14 protein-coding genes are annotated in these 16,846 nt (G+C 64.4%); 12 read left to right on the top strand and 2 right to left on the bottom strand.

The window, feature by feature from the left end; genetic code table 11:
- Nucleotides 1-160: 160 nt before the first annotated feature.
- The 12 genes from E5X88_RS02835 (at nucleotide 161) to E5X88_RS02780 (ending at nucleotide 14,206) form a co-directional block, all read left to right on the top strand.
- Complete coding sequence (locus tag E5X88_RS02835; protein ID WP_292158330.1) at nucleotides 161-1,387, top strand: PQQ-dependent sugar dehydrogenase; 1,227 nt, start codon at nucleotides 161-163, stop codon at nucleotides 1,385-1,387.
- A gap of 71 nt (nucleotides 1,388-1,458) precedes the next feature.
- The gene (locus E5X88_RS02830; RefSeq protein ID WP_366929925.1) at nucleotides 1,459-1,782 is read left to right on the top strand and encodes a cytochrome c; all 324 of its coding nucleotides are present in this window, start codon (nucleotides 1,459-1,461) and stop codon (nucleotides 1,780-1,782) included.
- A gap of 248 nt (nucleotides 1,783-2,030) precedes the next feature.
- On the top strand, nucleotides 2,031-3,497 hold the full coding sequence (locus tag E5X88_RS02825; protein WP_292158033.1) for an FAD-binding oxidoreductase: 1,467 nt from the start codon (nucleotides 2,031-2,033) through the stop codon (nucleotides 3,495-3,497).
- An 11-nt stretch (nucleotides 3,498-3,508) separates the two neighbouring features.
- A complete protein-coding gene (locus E5X88_RS02820; protein ID WP_292158031.1) occupies nucleotides 3,509-4,240 on the top strand; it encodes a FadR/GntR family transcriptional regulator in 732 nt (243 codons plus the stop codon).
- Nucleotides 4,237-4,680 (top strand): VOC family protein, encoded by a 444-nt coding sequence (locus E5X88_RS02815; RefSeq protein ID WP_292158029.1) that lies wholly within the window; start codon nucleotides 4,237-4,239, stop codon nucleotides 4,678-4,680. The genes E5X88_RS02820 and E5X88_RS02815 overlap by 4 nt, the downstream gene beginning before the upstream one ends.
- A gap of 68 nt (nucleotides 4,681-4,748) precedes the next feature.
- Nucleotides 4,749-5,795, top strand: coding sequence for an ABC transporter substrate-binding protein (locus E5X88_RS02810; protein WP_292158025.1), 1,047 nt, complete (start codon nucleotides 4,749-4,751; stop codon nucleotides 5,793-5,795).
- Nucleotides 5,792-6,571, top strand: a complete 780-nt coding sequence (locus tag E5X88_RS02805; protein WP_292158326.1) for an ABC transporter ATP-binding protein — start codon at nucleotides 5,792-5,794, stop codon at nucleotides 6,569-6,571. The genes E5X88_RS02810 and E5X88_RS02805 overlap by 4 nt, the downstream gene beginning before the upstream one ends.
- A complete protein-coding gene (locus tag E5X88_RS02800; protein WP_292158023.1) occupies nucleotides 6,568-7,326 on the top strand; it encodes an ABC transporter permease in 759 nt (252 codons plus the stop codon). The genes E5X88_RS02805 and E5X88_RS02800 overlap by 4 nt, the downstream gene beginning before the upstream one ends.
- Before the next feature lie 125 nt (nucleotides 7,327-7,451).
- Nucleotides 7,452-9,008, top strand: a complete 1,557-nt coding sequence (locus E5X88_RS02795) for a serine hydrolase (RefSeq protein WP_292158021.1) — start codon at nucleotides 7,452-7,454, stop codon at nucleotides 9,006-9,008.
- A gap of 102 nt (nucleotides 9,009-9,110) precedes the next feature.
- Nucleotides 9,111-9,530 (top strand): DOPA 4,5-dioxygenase family protein, encoded by a 420-nt coding sequence (locus tag E5X88_RS02790; protein WP_292158019.1) that lies wholly within the window; start codon nucleotides 9,111-9,113, stop codon nucleotides 9,528-9,530.
- Nucleotides 9,531-9,899: 369 nt separating this feature from the next.
- On the top strand, nucleotides 9,900-11,006 hold the full coding sequence (locus E5X88_RS02785) for an efflux RND transporter periplasmic adaptor subunit (protein ID WP_292158324.1): 1,107 nt from the start codon (nucleotides 9,900-9,902) through the stop codon (nucleotides 11,004-11,006).
- The gene (locus E5X88_RS02780; protein WP_292158017.1) at nucleotides 11,003-14,206 is read left to right on the top strand and encodes an efflux RND transporter permease subunit; all 3,204 of its coding nucleotides are present in this window, start codon (nucleotides 11,003-11,005) and stop codon (nucleotides 14,204-14,206) included. Before E5X88_RS02785 ends, E5X88_RS02780 begins: the two co-directional genes overlap by 4 nt.
- 130 nt (nucleotides 14,207-14,336) lie before the next feature.
- Here E5X88_RS02780 and E5X88_RS02775 read toward each other — a convergent pair whose 3' ends face one another.
- Together E5X88_RS02775 and E5X88_RS02770 are read right to left on the bottom strand one after the other, a co-directional pair.
- On the bottom strand, nucleotides 14,337-14,582 hold the full coding sequence (locus E5X88_RS02775; RefSeq protein ID WP_292158015.1) for a MoaD/ThiS family protein: 246 nt from the start codon (nucleotides 14,580-14,582) through the stop codon (nucleotides 14,337-14,339).
- A complete protein-coding gene (locus E5X88_RS02770) occupies nucleotides 14,582-16,846 on the bottom strand; it encodes a xanthine dehydrogenase family protein molybdopterin-binding subunit (protein WP_292158014.1) in 2,265 nt (754 codons plus the stop codon). Before E5X88_RS02770 ends, E5X88_RS02775 begins: the two co-directional genes overlap by 1 nt.

Below are 16,846 nucleotides of genomic sequence, written 5' to 3'. Positions count from 1 at the left end.
GTTATGCAACGTTTTCGGTCGTCAAGTCCGACCGGCAGATCATGCTCGGCGCTGGTAATTTCGCACAGAGCAACCGCCCGCAATGTTGTATCTGGCTACCACAGATGCCGCAAAGCTGGCCACGTGGGAGGATATCGTGATCAAGAAACTCGCTTTCGTTTTGACATGCGCTGCCACCTTTTGCGTAACGTCCGCCTTTGCACAGGACACCAATCTCGAGAAACTCGGCGGCTTCAAGACTACCGGCACACCGATGATGGAACCGATCCCGCAGACGGGGGAAAACGCCGAAGCCCTCAAGGCCATCGCAGCGAAAATCAAAGTCCCGGACGGCTTTAAGATCAACCTCTATGCCATCGTTCCCGACGCGCGTCATATGGCCGTGGGACCACAGGGTGTGGTGACGTTCGTCGGTACCCGCAAGGAGCTTGTCTATTCGATGACCGACCGCAACAAGGATCGCGTCGCCGATGATGTGAAGGTCTTCGCGCCTTCGATCAAGATGGCAGTCCCGAACGGCGTCTGTTTCTCCAGGGATGGCCACCTCTACCTGGCCGAACAGAACCGCGTATTGTGGTTCCCGGCCGCCGAGTTTTTTTACGAAGGTCCCGACGTCGCGGCTTTCGCCATCGTCAAGCAGGGCGAGCTGATACCTGCATCCGACGAGAGCTACAATCACACGGCCCGAACCTGCCGCATCGGACCCGATAAACGCCTCTATATTACCATCGGCCAGCCATTCAATGTGCCAGCGCCCGAAGTGCTCCCGGAATTCGAGAAACTGGGCATCGGCGGCATCATAAGCATGAAGCAGGACGGCACCGATCGCAAAATTTATGCGCGCGGAATGCGTAATCCCCTCGGTCTCGATTTTAATCCGAAGGACAAGACACTTTGGGTGAACGACAATCAGGTCGACGGCATGGGCGACACCATCCCTCCGGGTGAAATGAACCGTGTCACCGGACCGGATCAGAATTTTGGCTTCCCCTGGTATGGCGGCGGCAAGATTCGTACGGTTGAGTACAAGGACGCCACGGTGCCCGAAGGCGTGATCTTCCCGGAGGTCGAGCAAGAGGCTCACGCGGCCGACCTCGGCCTCTCGTTCTATACCGGCAAACAGTTCCCCGAAAAATACCGGGGCGGCATCTTCTCGACCCAGCACGGTTCGTGGAACCGCGTCGATCCAGTGGGCGCGCGGGTCATGTTCACTTCGCTCAAGGAGGACGGCACGGCGGGTAAAACTGAAGTGTTCGCTGAAGGCTGGCTGAACGAGAATGGCGAGTATCTCGGCCGTCCCGTCGATGTTCAGGTGCTCAACGACGGCTCGCTGCTGGTATCCGACGATCTGGCCGGGGCCGTCTGGCGGATTTCCTACGGCGACTGAACGCCTTCGCCAGGCGGCGGACATTTGCTGCCGCTGCCTGGCTCGTTTCCCCTCGGACGTAGGAGTTCGCAGTGCGAGGTTTGATCGTAAGTCTGGCTGTGCTCCTTGCCTGTTCGTCTCTTGCTGAGGCCGGAGGTGACGCCGCTTCGGGCAAAAAGGTCATGCTGAAGTGCCAAGTTTGCCATGGCAAGGATGGCATCGCCAAGCTGCCCGAGGCGCCGAACATAGCCGGGCAAAAGGAGGCTTATCTTGTCAAGGCGTTGATGGCCTTCAAGGCAGGCGAGCGCAAGAACGAGCAGATGACTGTCGTGACCAAGAGCTTGAGCGATGAGGATATAGCGAATGTCGCCGCCTATTATTCATCGATCAAGATCACCGTTCAGGTTCCGCCATGAGATCAAAGCGCGCCGCGTCCGAAGGGATCCATGCGACGCGCTTTAAGTTCCTGTTTTTATGTCGCCCGAACCGCTGCGCATTCTCGCCGCCTGGCTACGTCACCGGGCGATCACGGGTTCCACCCGCCGCTGACATCATTTCGCCGCGATCCGGCACTTCCCCCGATCAAGGCGGCGAAGATCCTGGAAGCGATGTCGACGGTCCGCTGAGGCGAACTGGAGACTTGCCGAAGTTGTAGGATGACCGTATGATCGGACCCATGATCACGGATCGTCCATCTCTTCAACGCGAAGCTTCTGGCGCAATTGTCGAGCTGCCTGCGCCGTTGGCGGGTGATGCGCTGATAGACGGACAGTCGCCGCTGGCAGAGCGCTACCTCGTCGATTGGAGCCGCGACCGGCGCGGTAGTGCCCGCTTCGTCGCGCGTCCAAAATCGGTGGAAGACGTCCAGGCGTTTGTGAGATGGTGCTCGCAGAGCGGTGTCGCCATCGTCGTGCAAGGCGGCAATACCGGACTTGTCGGCGGTGCGCTTCCGGACAATTCGGACTGCGCCGTGCTGTCGCTTGAGCGTCTCAACCGGATACGTTCCGTCGATCCACTGGACTTCACGCTGCAGGCCGACGCCGGTGCCGTGCTGCAGGACGTCAAGGATGCCGCCGAAGCATCCGACATGACGTTCCCTCTCGCGCTCGGTGCGCAGGGTTCGTGCACGATCGGCGGCAACGTCGCGACCAATGCGGGCGGCATCAATGTGCTGCGCTACGGCATGACGCGTGACCTGGTGCTCGGGCTTGAGACGGTCCTGCCGGACGGCACACTGTGGAATGGCATGAACGGGCTGCGCAAGGACAATCGCGGCTACAGCCTGAAGCAATTGCTGATCGGCGCGGAGGGGACGCTCGGGGTCGTCACCGGCGTCGAGGTCAGGCTCTCGCCCCGGCCAACGCAGGTCGAGACCGCCTATGTCGGGCTGGGCAGCTTCAGCCAGGCGTGCGAACTTTTCCGGATGGCGCGGCATCTCTGCTCCGACCTTCTCAGCGCATTTGAGGTCATCGGGGAGGAGTGCCTGCCGCTGGCCCATCTCATCGATCCGAACCTGCGCTCGCCGTTGACGCAGGCGTGTCCGGTTCATGCGATCGTCGAACTCGCCTGTGGGCCAGGCATAGACGCCGGCGGACTTCTTGAAACGATGCTGGCGCGCGCCCTCGAGGCCGACCTGATCAAGGACGGTGTCGTCGCGCAAAGCCGCTCCCAGGCCGCCACATTCTGGGCCATCCGGGAGGGCCTGGTCGAGGGGCAGGCGCGGCGTGGCTTTCATGTCCGCACCGACCTCTCGGTTCGCCTCAGCGAGGTGCCGAAGCTGATCGAGCAGGCCCGCGCGTGCATCGTGCGGGAGTGGCCGGGCTGGACACCGCTGGCCTACGGCCATGCGGGCGACGGCAACATCCATTTCAACGTGCTGCCTCCCACGGATTGCGAGCCCGGCGAAGCGAGGACCGTGGGTCAGGCGGTCTTGACCCGACTCTATGAGCTGGTTGGAGCGCTCGGCGGCTCGTTCAGCGCCGAGCATGGCGTGGGGCGCAGTCGCAGTCACGTGTTCTGGGCCGGTCTGTCGCAGCACGAGCGGCAGATTCATACCGCGATCAAGGCCGCCTTCGATCCGGCGGGCCTGTTCAATCCCGCGTGTCTCATGCCCGATCGGAGCGATTTGTAGGGGAAAGCCGCATGAAGCAGCGTTCGTCCATCATAGGCAGCGTGGAGGCGCTTCCGCATCGCGTCGCCTCGCATCTGAGCCGCGAGATCGAGGGCGGCGACATCATCCCGGGAGCCCGGCTTCCCACCGAAAGCCAGCTCGCCGACAAATTCGGCGTCAGCCGCAATGTTGTCAGGGAAGCGATCGCGCAGCTTCGCGCCGATGGCATGATCGAGGCGCGTCAGGGCGTGGGCGCATTCGTCATGGCACCGGAACAGCGGACGGCCATCCGGATCGACCGCGAAGCGCTGAAGGACCAGCGCAACATGGAGCAGCTCTTCGAGCTGCGCAGCATCCTCGAAACCGAATCCGCCACGCTGGCCGCGGCGCGCTGCACATCCGACGATCTTGACGCGATCAAGGCTGCGCTGGACCGCATGGGTGGCGAGGAGCGCTGGGAGGACGGCAGCATCGAGGCCGATCTGCTTTTCCATCGGGCGATCGCCCGGGCCACGGGCAACGGCTACATCTACACCTTCATTTCCTTCGTCTGCGAGCAGATCCGCCAGTCGATCCACTATGCCCGCCTCACGAACCCGCTGCACGACCTGGTCGAGGTCAACGTCGCCGAGCACGTGCGGATCTACGACGCGCTCGCCGCGCACGACCCGCAGGCTGCCGGCGAGGGGATGCGCCGGCACATCGATGGCGCCGCATCGCGCGTCGGCGTCGAACTCACCGCAAAGATCAATCGAGGCAAATGACCATGTCGCTCGGGCAGACCAAGGCAATCACCGATATCTGCCTCCTTGTGGAGGATATCGACCGCACCATCGACTTCTATACGGGGAAGCTCGGCTACCGGATCAGACGCCGCGCCGAGGGCTTTGTCGATTTTCATTCCGAGCGCGTGACGCTCGCCGCATGGGAGCTGGATCACATCAATCGCCACTGCGGCGTCTCGAATGTCCGCTCGCCGAAGCAGGCGCACAAGGCGTGCGTCGCCATGGAACTCGAAAGCGCCGGCGAGGTCGACCGGCTCTACGCCGAACTGTCGGATAAGGGAGTGCCGTTCGTCGGGCCGCCCGGCGACTATGTCTGGAACGCGCGCTGCGCCTACTTCCACGACCCGGACGGGACGCTGTGGGAGCTCTACGCCTGGACCGGCGCGGGACCGGGCGACTATCACGACACGCAAGAGTGAATCCGATCGCGACGGCCCCGCAAGAAGGGCCGCGCCGCATGCAAACAGTCCAGCAACGGAGCAAGAAGATGAGTGGGAACACATCGCAGTGGAATCGCAGATCGATCCTGAAGGCCGGCGCCGCCGGTCTGGCGGCTTTCGGGCCGGGACTTCAGCTGTTTGGCGCCAGCGCCTCGGCTGCCGCCAAGCTCGTCGTCCAGTATGACTGGCTGATGTCGAACGGCCAGATCGGCGACGTGGCAGCCGTCGCCAATGGCTACTTCAAGGAGGCCGGGCTCGAAGTCGAGTTCAGCCCCGGCGGACCGAACGCCGCCACCGTGCCGCCAGTGGTGTCCGGCGCCGCCCAACTCGGCCAATTCTCCGAATCGCCTCAACTCTATGCCGCGCGGGCGAGCGGCGTTCCGGTGAAGATCATCGCCTGCGGCTATCGCACCGGGCCCTATGCGCTGACCTCGAAACCGGCGAAGCCGATCCGCTCGGTAGCAGATCTGAAGGGCATGCGGATCGGCACGCAGCCGACCGCGCGCTTCGCCATCGATGCGATGCTCGCGAAGAACAAGATCGACCCTTCCGAGGTCACCATCGTCAATGTCGGGTTCGACAAGGCCCCGCTCGTTCGTGGCGACGTGGATGCGATCGGCGGCTGGATCACCAACACGCAGGCGCTCAGCGTCGTCGGCGATGATCGCATCGATCTTCTGTTGTCGGATCTGGGCCTGGCATCCTATGCCGACGTCTACTTCGCGACCGACAGCGCCATCGACTCCGATTCCGAGACCCTGGCGAAATTCATCGGCGCGGTCGCCAAGGGGTGGGGCTGGGTCCACGCCAACCCCGAGCAGGCGGTCGACAAGCTCGTCGCTGCCTATCCCGAGATCGACGCAGGCTGGGAAAAGAAGACGATCCCCCTGGTGCTGAAACTGTCGTTCGACGACAACACGAAAAAGGACGGATGGGGCACGTTCGATCCCGCCTCGATCGAGAGCCAGATCGCGCTGCTTGACCAGATTGGCCAGTATCCGAACGGCAGGCCGAAGGCCGAGGACGTCTATACGACTGAGATCCTCGAACTCAGTGCGGCTGAACGGCCGAAGCTCGGCGCGCCCGCCTCCTGATGGCGGCGCCGGCCATCGAGACCTCCGGGCTCGACGTCGGCTATCCCGGCCGGGGCTCGCCCGTGACGGTGATCTCCGGTCTCGACCTGACGGTCGAGGCCGGGACGTTCCTGTCGATTCTCGGGCCTTCGGGGTGCGGAAAGTCGACGTTTCTGCGGGTTGTCGCCGACCTGCTGGTGCCACTCGCGGGCACGATACGCGTGATGGGCGAAACGCCGTCGGCGGTGCGCTCCGGCCGCGGCGTGGGCTTCGTCTTCCAGGACGCAACCCTTTTGCCGTGGCGCACGGCGCGCGAGAATGTGCGGCTGCCGATCCAGGTGGGCCGCCGCAGCCTGTCGCGCATGATTGACGACCGGGCCGACGAGTTGCTCGAACTCGTCGGCCTGTCGGCGCTCAGTGAGCGCCTGCCGCATCAGCTTTCCGGCGGACAACGCCAAAGGCTGGCGATCGCCAGGGCGCTGCTTGGCGAGCCGCGCCTGCTTCTGATGGACGAGCCCTTTGGCGCGCTTGACGAGATCACCCGCGATCGCCTCAACGACGAATTGCTGAACCTTTGGCGGCGGACCGGAACGACCGTGCTGTTCGTGACGCACTCCATTGCCGAAGCCGTCTATCTCGGGCAGCGGGTGATCGTGCTTGCGGCGCATCCCGGACGGATCGTCGCCGACCACGACCTTCGTCCGCTGAAGGGACCGGACAACAGATGCTCGCGGGAGGATCCGGCGATCGTCGCGGCAATGGCCAGGATGCGCTCCGCTCTTGGAGCGGCCTCGTGACCCGTGTCCCGCTTTCGCCGTTCGCGCAGACTGTGCTGCCGATCCTCGGCGCTGGCTCGCTCATTCTCGCATGGCAGGTCCTGCTGCCGCTCGCCGGCGTGCCCGCCTACATCGTTCCGACGCCGACCGCGATCGCGGGCGTGTTTGCCAGGAACGGATCGCTTCTGCTGTCGAACCTCTGGCCGACGGCCATCGAGGCGCTCTCCGGCTTCGTGCTCGGGAACCTCGCTGCGGTGCTGCTGGCGGTCGCCTTCGTGCACAGCCGTACGCTTCAGGCCGCCTATTTTCCGGTCGTGCTGTTCTTCAACACGATCCCGGTTCTTGCGCTGGCCCCTGTCATCATCCTCATCTTCGGCCTCGGCATGCTGCCCAAGATCGTGATCGCGGCAGTGATCTGTTTCTTCCCAACGCTCATCAACATGATCCGGGGTCTGGAATCGGCCAGCGCCAGCGAGCACGAGCTCTTCCGCGTGCTGTCGGCGACGCGTTGGGAGGTGTTCTGGCGCCTGCGCCTGCCGCGCGCGCTGCCGATGCTTTTCGCTTCGCTGCGGATCGCCTCGGCGACCGCGGTGATCGGTGCGATCGTCGGCGAGTGGATCGGCTCCGACAAAGGTCTCGGCGCGCTGATCATCCAGGCGACCTTCAACTATCAGTCCGACCGGCTCTATGCCGCCATCGTGCTCTCATCCCTGTTGTCGATCGGGTTCTTCATGACGGTCGTCGCCGTTGAGCGATGGTCGGTTCGATACCGTTGACCGGCTGGCTCCCCAGGGAGGCCGCTGGGATCGCGCAGCGGACTTCGCTCTACCGCGCAGGCGAGGGCTGGCCTTCCCTGCGTCGGCCTGTAGTATGACCAGTGCATGCAGGGAGGAACTGGAGCGTGCGGCTGGATCGGACTCTGCACCGTTGGCGGATGTGGGCCCTCATCGCCGTCATCGGGCTTTCGCCGCATGCGGCGTTAGCCGACACCATTGTGCCCGACCGGATCGCGGCAGCCCTGTCCAAGCTCGAGGCACTCGCCGAAGGCGTCGTCGCGGATGGCGGGGTGCCTGGTCTCGCCATCGGTGTCGTCCATGACGACAAGGTGGTTTTTCTCAAAGGGTTTGGGCATCGCGAGGCCGGCAAAGTGGAGACCGTCGACGCCGACACGGTGTTCCAGATCGCCTCGCTTTCCAAGCCGGTCTCATCAACGATCGTGGCGGCGCTGGTCGGCGAGAAGATTGTTTCCTGGGACACCAAAATCGCTGACCTAGATCCGGCCTTCCGGCTGTCCGATCCCTATCCGACCAGCGAGCTGACGGTCCGCGACCTGTTCTCGCATCGCAGCGGACTGCCCGGCACCGCCGGCGACGACCTCGAGGGCATCGGCTATGACCGCGCCGAGATCCTGCATCGGCTGCGCTTCGTGCCGCCATTGTCGAGCTTTCGCGCCGGCTATTCCTACAGCAATTTCGGACTGACCGAGGGTGCCGTCGCGGCCGCCAGGCCGACCGGCAAATCCTGGGAAGAGGTGGCCGAGGAGAAGCTCTACCGCCCGCTTGGAATGAATTCGACCAGTTCGCGTTATGCGGATTTCCTCAAGCATGCCAACCGCGCCGCACTGCATGTCAGGGTCGATGGCGTCTGGGCGGCGAAGATAAAGCGCGACCCGGATGCGCAGGCGCCGGCCGGCGGCGTCAGCTCCACCGCGCGCGATCTCTCGCAATGGATGCGGCTGGTGCTCGGCAATGGCGTCTATGACGGCAAGCCGCTGATTGCCGCCGATGCGCTGGCTGAGACGCATGTTCCCCTGATGACGCGGGGCAAAAACCCCGTCTCCGGCGGCGAGTCCTTCTACGGCCTCGGCTGGAATGTCGAATTCGGCCGGCACGGGCTGAGCTGGGGCCATGCCGGCGCCTTCAGCGTCGGTGCCCGCACGCTGGTGACACTTTTCCCGGAGGAGAAGCTTGGCATCGTGATCGTCGCCAATGCCTTTTCGACAGGGGTGCCGGAAGGGCTGTCCGAGAGCTTTGCCGACATGGCCTTTGACGGAAAGGTCGAGAAGGACTGGGTCAAGGCATGGGACGACGCCTATGCGAGCCTGTTCGGCCCGGCTGTCGCGGCGGCCAAGGCCACCTATGCTTCGCCGCCGTCTCCGGCAAGCCCGGCCGGGCCGGCCAGCGCCTATAAAGGCCGTTATTTCAATGACTTCATCGGCGATGCGGTTGTGTCGGGTGAGGGTGACGGCCTTGTGCTCAAGGTCGGGCCGGGCGGCGCCCGGTCGTATTCGCTGAAGCATTTCGACCGCGACATGTTCCTGACCTATCCGGACGCCGAGACGCCGGACGCGCCATCTGGCGTAAGCTTTGTGCTCGGCCCCGACGGCAAGGCGTCGGCCATGACCCTGGAGTTCCTCGACGGCAATCATCTCGGCACACTGCAGCGCGTGGGTGACTAGGGTGGGTAGTGAGACGGTTGTCCCGGTCCTGCAAGACGCGGCATCAATCGACAAGGTCGACCTTCCATGCTTCGGGTCTAATCATCGAAGGAGAGCATCAAGGTGAACGAAGACGCCGCCAGTCCAAGGCCGCTTTCGGAAATTGCCAGCTATCACGCGCATATCTACTATGACGGGCAGGCCGAGCGGCAACATGCCGAATGGCTGCGCCTGCGCATCGGCGAGCGTTTCCGCGTGCGCCTGGGCAATTGGCGCGACGAGCCGGTCGGCCCGCATGAACAGGCGATGTACCAGGTCTCCTTCGCCACCGAGATTTTCGCTACGCTGGTTCCATGGCTGATGCTGAACCACGGCGGCCTGAGCATCCTCATCCACCCGAACACCACCAATCCCAAGCGCGACCACCTGGTCGACCCGATCTGGATAGGCCGGCCGCTGGGGGTGCACGGCGAGGTCCTGCCCGACGATCACGAGGCGGAAGAGGCGCTGGAGGTGAATACCGAGCCGACGCTGGGAGTTTAGGGGGAGGACGAATTCTTGCTGGCGGCGGCCAGACTTGGGCGAAGACAATCGTCTGCCTTGGGCCGGAAGCGGACGGTCCGGTTTCCTTTAAATCGCGACTGGCCCTAGCCCGATGGCGAGGCAGCCACAGGGTGGACATTTCAGCCCACATGGAAAATGATCATGTCGCCATACACAACACTGCAGTGCTCTGATCTCAACGAAAAGCCTGAGCGTAGAAGCGGATCAACCGACCTCCGGGTCCAGCGAGCGAGGACGCAAATGGACACCCCAGGGAATGGGCAGTTGCATCGCGACGCGGGCGGGCGGCCCCGTCGATCGGCCGACTGGCTTGCCCGCGCCGCCGTGTCGGCGGCATTCCTGCTCGGCATGGCTTTCAGCAGCGCTGCGTTCGCGCAGGACCAGCAGCTACCCGAGGTGACGGCGGCCAAGCCGGTGGTTCGTGAAATCGTCGAAGACGACGAGTTCGTCGGGCGCTTCGAAGCCGTCGACCAGGTCGCCATCCGCTCGCGCGTCAGCGGCTATCTGGACAAGGTCAGCTTCCAGGACGGCGCACTGGTCAACAAGGGCGACCTGCTCTTCACCATCGACAAGCGTCCGTACCAGGCGGCTTATGATGCCGCCAAATCGCAGGTGGACGTCGCCAAGAGTCTGCTCGAATTCTCCAAGATGCAGCTGGATCGCGCCGACGAACTCGCCAAGACCGGCAATATCTCAACCGCGACGGTCGACGACCGCCGGCGGGAATACCTTTCGGCGCAGGCGCAGATGCAGGGCGCGACGGCTGCGCTGACGACGGCCAGCCTGAACATGGAATTCACCGAGATCAAGGCGCCCCTGTCCGGCCGCATCGACCGCCGGCTGGTGTCAGTCGGCAACCTCGTTCAGCCGGATTCCACCTTGCTGACGACCATCGTTACGCGCGATCCGATCGACTTCTATTTCGACGTCGATGAGCGCCTGTATTTCAGCTACGCCCGCGACGCGAAGGAGCGCGGCGGCAGCATGCAGGAAGGCGCCGGCGGGCTCGATGTGGTGGTTCGCGTCGCCGACCGCGCGGAGGCGGTATTCAAAGGCAAGCTCGACTTTGCCGAGAACCGGATCGACAACGCGACCGGCACCATGCGGGTGCGTGCAAGGTTTCCCAACGCCGACGGCGTTCTCCAGCCAGGCATGTTCGGGCGCATCAACGTGCCGGGGTCGCTGCCGCATAGCGGCGTGCTGGTGCCCGACGAGGCGATCGGCGCCGATCAGGATCGCCGCATCGTGTTCCTGGTGGATGAGGCCGGGATGGTGTCGGCGAAGCCCGTGCGCACCGGCCCGCGTCTCGACGGCTACCGGGTGATCCGCCAGGGCCTGACCGGCGACGAGACGATCATCGTCAACGGGCTGATGCACGCCAGGCCCGGCACCAAGGTGAAGGTCGAGATGGTGACGTTGCCGCCCAAGGCCGAGACCGCCGAGTTGCAGCAATGAGGTTCGCACATTTCTTCGTCGACCGTCCGATCTTCGCATCGGTCGTTTCGATCGTCCTGCTGATCCTCGGCGGGATTGCTTATACCCAGCTACCGGTTGCGCAATATCCCGAGATCGCGCCGCCGACCATCGTCGTTCGCGCGCAGTATCCGGGCGCCGACGCCGAGACGGTCGCAGCGACGGTGGCAACGCCGATCGAGCAGGAGATCAACGGCGTCGAGGGCATGCTCTACATGTCGTCCTATTCGTCGGGCGACGGGGCGATGGCGCTGACCATCACCTTCAAGCTGGGCACCGATCTCGACCAGGCGCAGGTGCTGGTGCAGAACCGCGTGTCGGTCGCCGAGCCGCGCCTGCCCGAAGAAGTCCGCCGCCTCGGCATCACCACCACCAAGAGCTCGCCCGACCTGATGATGGTCGTGCACATGCTGTCGCCCGACAATACCTACGACCAGCTCTACGTCTCGAACTACGCCCGCTCGCGGGTGCGCGACATACTGCTCAGGTTAGACGGCGTCGGCGACCTCATCATCTTCGGCGAACGCGAATACTCGCTGCGCATCTGGCTCGATCCGGAAAAACTGTCCGCCCTGGGGATGACCTCGGGCGATGTGGTGCAGGCGCTGCGCGACCAGAATGTCCAGGTGTCGGGCGGCTCGATCGGCGCGCCGCCGACCAACACCGGCACGGCGTTCCAGTACACGGTCACCACGCAAGGCCGCTTCAACGACGCACGCGACTTCCGATACGTGATCGTCAAATCGACCGACGACGGCCGCCTGATCTCGCTGCAGGACGTGGCGCGCATCGAGCTCGGCGCCAAGGATTATGTCACCAACTCCTATCTCAACGGCAAACCGGCGGTGGCGCTCGCCATCTTCCAGCGGCCGGGCACCAATGCGCTCGCCGCAGCCGCGGAGATCCAGGACAAGATGAAGGAGCTTTCAGGCGACTTCCCGAAGGGATTGAGCTACGACATCGTCTACAATCCGACCGAGTTCGTCGCCGAGTCGATCCAGGAGGTCTACAAGACGATCCTCGAGGCGATGCTGCTGGTCATCATCGTCATCATCGTCTTCCTACAATCGTGGCGCATGGCGATCGTGCCGATCGTGGCGATCCCCGTGTCGCTGATCGGCACGCTGGCGGTGCTTTACGCCGCCGGCTTCTCGCTCAACATGCTGACGCTGTTCGGCCTCGTTCTGGCGATCGGCATCGTCGTCGACGATGCGATCGTCGTGGTCGAAAACGTCGAGCGCAATATCGCCAGCGGGATGGCGCCCAATCCGGCGTCGCACCTGACCATGGACGAAGTCGGAACGGCGGTCATCGCGATCTCGCTGGTGCTGATAGCCGTGTTCGTACCGACAGCCTTCATCCCCGGCATTTCTGGGCAGTTCTACCTGCAGTTTGCGATCACCATCGCGGTGTCGACGGCGATCTCGGCATTCAATTCGCTGACGCTTTCGCCGGCGCTGGCCGCACTGCTGTTCAAGCCGCACCACGCCGCGGCGGCGCCGCCGCGCTTTTTCCTGGCGCGGTTCGGACGGGCGCTCGCCGACGGCTTTAACAGCGGCTTCGACAGGGTCGCCCATTGGTATGCGAGCATCGTCCGCGTGCTGGTCGGCTCGTGGATAGCGATCACCGCCATGCTGGCCGTTTTCGCGGCCCTCATCTACGCCACGGTCTACATGGTGCAGACGGTGCCGCGCGGTTTCATTCCGTCGCTCGACCAGGGCTATGCGATCGTCGTCGTCCAGTTGCCGGACGGCGCCTCGCTGTCGAGAACCGATGCTGTCATCCAGCAGGCGTCGCAGATCATCCAGAAAACGCCAGGCGTCGACTACGCAGTCGCCTTCGCCGGCTTCTCCGGCGCGACCTTCACCAACGCCAGCAACGCGGGCGTGATCTTCGCCAGGTTCAGGCCGTTTGACGAGCGACTGAAAGCCGGCCAGTCGGCGACTCAGGTCATCGGCAATCTGTTCGGGAGCCTGCAAAGCATCAAGGAAGCCTTCATTATCGCACTGCCGCCGCCGCCGATCCGCGGCGTCGGCAATGCCGGCGGCTTCAAGCTGCAGATCCAGGAGCGCAACAGCGCCGACATGCGGCAGATCCTGGCGCTTGCCAACGAAATCGCCGGCGAGGCCAACAAGACGCCGGGGCTGACGGGCGTGTTCACCACGTTCTCCGCGTCGAGCCCGCAATTCTTCCTGGCGATCGATCGCGACAAGGCGCGCATCCTGAACGTGCCGATCCCCAACATCTTCGAGACGCTGTCGATCAATTTGGGCACCGCCTACGTCAACGACTTCAACGCTTTCGGGCGCGTCTACCAGGTGCGGGCGCAGGCCGACCAGGCGTTCCGCCTCGATCGCGCCGACATCTTGAAACTGAAGGTGCGCTCGGCGACCGGCGCGCTGGTTCCGCTCGGCACGTTGATCGAGATCCGCGACGTCACCGGCCCGGCGCTGGTCCAGCGCTACAACATGTACGTCTCGGTGCCGCTGCAGGGCAACGCCGCGCCCGGCGTTTCCACGGGCGACGCGCTGGCATTGATGGAAGGGATCACGGCAAAGACGCTGCCGGCCGGTACCTCCTATGAATGGACCGAGCTCGCCTATCAGGAGCGCAACACCGGCAATGCCGCTGTCTATATCTTCGCATTGTCGGTGCTGTTCGTGTTCCTGGCGCTGGCGGCGCAATATGAAAGCTGGGTGCTGCCGTTCGCCATTGTGCTGGTGGTGCCGCTCGGCGTGCTCGCGGCGTTGCTCGGCGTGTCTTTCCGAGGGCTGGACAACAACATCCTCGTGCAGATCGGCCTCATCGTGCTGATCGGGCTTGCCGCCAAGAACGCGATCCTGATCGTCGAATTCGCGCGGCAGGCGCAGGAACGCGGCCTGTCGGCCGCCGAGGCTGCCGTCGAAGCCTGCCGGCTCAGGCTGCGGCCGATCCTGATGACTGCCTTCTCGTTCATCCTCGGCGTCGTGCCGCTGATGATCGCAACAGGCCCGGGCGCGGAAATGCGCCAGTCGCTCGGCACCGCGGTGTTCTCCGGCATGCTCGGCGTCACCTTCGTCGGCCTGTTCCTGACGCCGGTGTTCTACGTCACGCTCAGGTCGCTGTTTTCACGGCGCAAGCCCCGTGCCGAGGCCGAGCCTTCGGGGCCGGCAGAGGCGCCATCGGAGACGGCCGCCGAGTAGGGTTGGCGCAACCGCGACCTCCGGAGTCCTCGCTTGCGATGTCTGCTTTCAGGACGCGGCGAAGCTGATCTCTACGGCCGAGATTAGGCGCAAAGCTGCCATTCTATATACCGCGCGTCCTCGCCCCCACTCACCCCCCAGCCAATCTCGGCAGCAGAAAAATCTCCGCCCCCTGTGGCAGTTCCTTCGACCACGTATCGCGATAAATCGTCCCGTCGATCGCCACCGCAATCCCCCGATCAATCCACGGCTCCATCCCGGGATACTGCTCAGCCAGTTTCCTGAACAGCTCCCTGATGTCCTTGGCCTCGATCTCGACCTTGCTCTTGCCTCCGGCGAGCGCGCCAAGCGATCCCCAGAGCGTCACTTCGACCATCAGTCTCCCCGTTCAGCCTCGATCGCCGCGAGAATCCGCGGCGGTGACATCGGGATATGCGTCATGCGTACGCCCGCGGCGTTCGACACCGCATTGGCGATCGCCGCCAGCGGCGGCACGATCGAGGTCTCGCCGACGCCACGCACCCCGTAGGGATGGTTGGGGTTGGGGATCTCGAGGATCTGCGTGTCAATCATCGGCAGGTCCGAGCAGACCGGGATGCGGTAGTCGAGGAAGCCGGGGTTTTGCAGCCGCCCGTCCTTGCCGTAGATATACTCCTCGTTGAGCGCCCAGCCGATGCCTTGCGCGGCACCGCCCTGGTACTGGCCCTCGACATAGGTCGGGTGCACCGCCTTGCCGGCGTCCTGCACGACCGTGTAGCGCAGCACCCTGGTGGCGCCGGTCTCGGGATCGACCTCGATATCGCAGATATGGGTGGCGAAGGAGACGCCGGCGCCGTCGGCGACGAGCTCGCTGTGGCCGGCGATCGGCCCGCCGGTCGTGCCCGATTTGGCCGCGATCTCCTTGAGGGACAGCGCCGCAAGGTTGCCGTACTTCTCGCCCTTGGCAATCGCGTGGCCCTTTTCCCAGACCACGTCCTCGACCGGGATGTCCCAGGTCTGCGCGGCGCGTTCCCTGAGGATCTTGATGGCGTTGCGGGCGGCCGAGATCGTTGCCATCGAGGACGAGAAGGTGCCGCGGCTGCCGTCGGTCATGTCGTTGTAGCCGAGGCTGGAGGTGTCGGCGACCACCGCCTTGACATGCTCATAGGCGATGCCGAGTTCCTCCGCCGCCACCAGCGACAGCGACGCGCGGGAACCACCCACATCGACCGTCCCGACGGCAAGCGAGACCGAGCCGTCCATGCCGATGTTGAGGTCGGTGCAGGTCTGGCCGCCGAAGTTGAACCAGAAGCCGCAAGCCATGCCGCGGCCCTGGTTCTTGCCCAGGGGGGCCTTCATGTGCGGATGGTTCTTCGCCGCCTCAAGCGTCGGGCCGATGCCGATCGGGCCGTATACCGGGCCGTAGGACGATCTGGTGCCTTCCCGGGCGGCGTTCCTGATGCGGAACTCGACCGGGTCCATGCCGACCTCCTTGGCCAACTCGTCGACAGCACTTTCCACCGCGAACGCCGCCATCGGCGCCGAGGGCGCGCGATAGGCCGCCGTCTTCGGCCGGTTGACCAGCACTTCGTAGCCGACCGTCTTGACGTTCTCCAGTCTGTAGCAGGCAAACGCGGTCATGGCGCCGAGCTCGGCCCACATGCCGGCATAGGGGCCGCAGGAATAGCGCAGCGTCGCCTCGGCCGCAGTGATCGTGCCGTCCTTGCGGGCGCCGATCCTGACGTCGATCGAGGTGGCGCTGGTCGGCCCCGAGGCGCGGAACACCTCGTCGCGCGTCATGACCAGCTTGACCGGCCGGCCGGCCTTGCGCGACAGGGCGAGCGCCACCGGCTCGGCCCAGACATGGGTCTTGCCGCCGAAACCGCCGCCGATCTCCGACGAGGTGACGCGCAGCTTGGAAGCTTCCATGCCAAGCAGTTGGGCGCAGTGCTGGCGGTAGACGAAATGGCCCTGGGTGCAGACCCAGAGGTCGGCGGTGCCGTCGGAGCTGACATTCGCCACGCAGGCATGCGGCTCGATATAGCCCTGATGCGTCTGCTCGGTCTTGAAGGAGCGTTCGACGACGAAATCGGCCTGCCCAAAACCCTGATGAACGTCGCCATGGCCGTACTGGGTGCGCTTGGCGACGTTGGACGGCTTGGCCGGCTTTTCCTCGAGGCCTTCGGTGAAGATAGCGTCGTTGAGCACGGGCGCCGAGTGCTTCATCGCCTCGTCGACATCGGTCACATGCGGCAGCACTTCGTAGTCGACTTCGATGAGTTTCAGCGCCTGCCTTGCGGTGCGGGCGTCGACCGCTGCGACCGCGGCCACCGCATGGCCGTCATAGAGCGCCTTCTTGCGCGCCATGCAGTTGTCGAGGATGTCGTACATGGCGGCATCGCCGTCGGTGAGGTCGGGCAGGTCGGCGGCGGTGATCACCGCCTTCACGCCGGCGAGCTTCTCCGCCTTCGACGTGTCGATCTTCCTGATCGTGGCGTGCGCGTGCGGGCTTCTCAGAACACGCCCGACCAGCTGGCCGGCCATGTTGAAGTCCGCGCCGTAGCGCGCGCGGCCCGTCACCTTGTCGACGCCGTCGGGACGGATGGGGCGCGTGCCGACCGAGGTGAAATTGCGCCCCGCGAAACGTGGATCGAAATTCAT

The sequence above is a fragment of the Mesorhizobium sp. genome, assembly GCF_004962245.1.
In the GTDB taxonomy this organism is placed as follows: domain Bacteria; phylum Pseudomonadota; class Alphaproteobacteria; order Rhizobiales; family Rhizobiaceae; genus Mesorhizobium.
This window is presented reverse-complemented; position numbering and strand designations above follow the sequence as displayed.

What these genes read in the sequence shown, in the direction of transcription:
- E5X88_RS02815 (WP_292158029.1), top strand. Translation starts at nt 4,237, where the DNA reads ATGACCATGTCGCTCGGGCAGACCAAGGCAATCACCGATATCTGCCTC.
- E5X88_RS02785 (WP_292158324.1), top strand. Translation starts at nt 9,900, where the DNA reads ATGGCTTTCAGCAGCGCTGCGTTCGCGCAGGACCAGCAGCTACCCGAG.
- E5X88_RS02780 (WP_292158017.1), top strand. Translation starts at nt 11,003, where the DNA reads ATGAGGTTCGCACATTTCTTCGTCGACCGTCCGATCTTCGCATCGGTC.
- E5X88_RS02775 (WP_292158015.1), bottom strand. Translation starts at nt 14,582, where the DNA reads ATGGTCGAAGTGACGCTCTGGGGATCGCTTGGCGCGCTCGCCGGAGGC.
- E5X88_RS02810 (WP_292158025.1), top strand. Translation starts at nt 4,749, where the DNA reads ATGAGTGGGAACACATCGCAGTGGAATCGCAGATCGATCCTGAAGGCC.
- E5X88_RS02820 (WP_292158031.1), top strand. Translation starts at nt 3,509, where the DNA reads ATGAAGCAGCGTTCGTCCATCATAGGCAGCGTGGAGGCGCTTCCGCAT.
- E5X88_RS02770 (WP_292158014.1), bottom strand. Translation starts at nt 16,846, where the DNA reads ATGAATTTCGATCCACGTTTCGCGGGGCGCAATTTCACCTCGGTCGGC.
- E5X88_RS02825 (WP_292158033.1), top strand. Translation starts at nt 2,031, where the DNA reads ATGATCGGACCCATGATCACGGATCGTCCATCTCTTCAACGCGAAGCT.